Origin of the sequence: Paenibacillus sp. UNC496MF, from assembly GCF_900113915.1 — a bacterium.
Classification (GTDB): Bacteria; Bacillota; Bacilli; order Paenibacillales; family Paenibacillaceae; genus Paenibacillus_Z; species Paenibacillus_Z artemisiicola.
The window spans coordinates 1-2188 of record NZ_FORE01000035.1 but is presented as its reverse complement, the minus strand read 5'-3'; the positions used below and the strand labels follow the sequence as shown (position 1 = coordinate 2188).

The following is a 2188-nucleotide window of genomic DNA, read 5'->3' as shown; positions in this document are numbered from 1 at the left end:
GCGCTGTCCGTTCGCGCAGGCGCGCTGCAAGGCGGAGGAGCCGCTGGCCCGGCCGGTCGGACTCGACCGCGAGGTCGCCTGCCATTTTCCGCTGATCTCCTAGACTTAGAGAATAGGCCGACCGGCTTAAGCCGGTCGGCTATTTATGTTGGTCCGGAAGAGGGCGAAGCCTGTCGTACGATCGTTCGCGAGCGGCGCGATCCGGGCGTGCAGCCTGCCGAAATGTTCGCGATTTGCCTGCCGTTGACCGCCGGTAAAGTTTAAATATATAAATTTCTTGACGCTATCCGTCGGACGAATATATAATTTTCTCAGATTTGAATGTTTTTGTAAGCGGATAGGAGAGACATTCGAATTCGGGACCGACCCGGGACGCATGTGCCGGGAAGAAAGAACGATTTTCAAGCCGCTTGCGGAAGCGCTTCCGCAAGCGGCGAGGACTCCGCCAATCGCGTCCGGACAACCGTCTCGATTGCCGGCGGACTGCAGCCGCCGCCCATGCCGATCGTCGCGTTTCGCATACTCCGCATCCTGTTATTCGGAACGTGCCGGCCGTCCGGCCGCCGCGTTTCGCGCTTCGGATTATCCGCATCCGGGACGATTCGCCCAGGAACGGGAAGGAACGCTCCATCGAATAACGGCTGCCGTTTTCCAAATCGCAGGACGTCGCGCGGGCCGCGGCGAAGATCGTAACGAAGATTTTTTGAAATCGCTTTCTAAAAGGGGTGAAGCCCGGCCGCTCTTATACGCTAGCGTATGACCGGCACGGGCGTTTGTCAACCGTAACCCGGCGGCAGCCGAATGACAGGTATTCGTTTTGCCCGGGGCACGGGGCCGAGAGGACAACAAAAAAACGACGGGGACGTGTGAAGATGAGCAAAACGAAACGATTAACGGTCTTGTTATCGATCATGGCGCTGGCCGGTTCCATGGCCGCGGGCTGCAGCAACAATTCGAATTCCGGTACGAACAACACGGACGCGCCGGCGGCGAACAACGGGCAGAACGCGAATCAGCCGGCGAACGAGGCGCCCGCGAACTCGGGCACGGACGCGGCGACGACGCCTTCGGCGGACGCCCCGGTGGACGGCGGCGCGTTGACGGTCGGCACGTTCTCGGACATCAACTCCGTCAATCCGATCTACATCGCGGATACCGCTTCCGGCGACCTCGCCACCTTCCTCAACGCGAATCTGTACGACGTCGACCGGTCCAACAATTTGGTCGTCGAGCCCTGGTCCCTCGCGGCCGAGCTGCCGACGATCAGCGCGGACGGCCTGACCTATACGGTTAAGCTGAAGCCGGAAGCGAAGTGGAGCGACGGTCAGCCGGTGACCGCCGACGACGTCAAATTCACGTACGATACGATCAAGAATCCGGATGCCGGTTCGCCGGGCATCAGCATGGTCGACAAGGTCGACACGATCACGAAGATCGACGACCAAACCGTCGAATTCAAGCTCAAGCAAGTGTACGCGCCGTTCCTCTACTCGCTGAACGCGTCGGTCGCGCCATACCACATTCTGAAGGACGTGCCGCCTACGGAGCTGGAGAAGAATCCGTACGGCATCGACCCGGCCAAAACGGTGACGAACGGGCCGTGGACGTGGACGAAATGGGAGCAAGGCCAGTATTTGACGATGGACGCGAATCCGGACTATTGGGGCAGCGTGAAGCCGCATATCAAAACGGTTACGTTTAAAATCTACGCCGACCAGAACACGCAGACGCAAGCGCTGCTGAAGGGCGACATCGACCTGGTTTCGTCCGTGCCGCTGACGATTCTGGACACGGTCAAAGCGAAGGACAACCTCAACGTCGTGTCGGAGCCGGGGCCGTCGTACGAATTCATCCAATTCAACTTCAAAGCGGACAACTTCCCGGATAAGTACGTCCTGTTCCAAAGCCAGAAGACGCGCCAGGCGATCGCGACGGCGGTCAACCGACAAGGCATGGTCGACAACATCCTGAAAGGCACGGGCACGCTGCTGAACGCGCCGTTCCTGCCGACCTCGTGGGCCTATGACGCGAACGCCGCGGTCAATTATACCTACGATACGGAGCAAGCGAAGAAGCTGCTCGCGGAAGACGGTTGGAAGCCGGGCAAGGACGGCATCCTCGAGAAGGACGGCCACCGCTTCTCGTTCGAGCTGCAGTACAACGCCGGCAACGCGCGCCGCGAGCAAGT

General features: G+C 59.9%; 1 protein-coding gene. It reads left to right on the top strand.

Annotation, left to right across the window (positions count from 1 at the left end; genetic code table 11):
- Nucleotides 1-872: 872 nt before the first annotated feature.
- A partial coding sequence (locus BMZ79_RS33445; protein WP_090649578.1) for an ABC transporter substrate-binding protein occupies nucleotides 873-2188 on the top strand: 1316 nt, incomplete at its 3' end.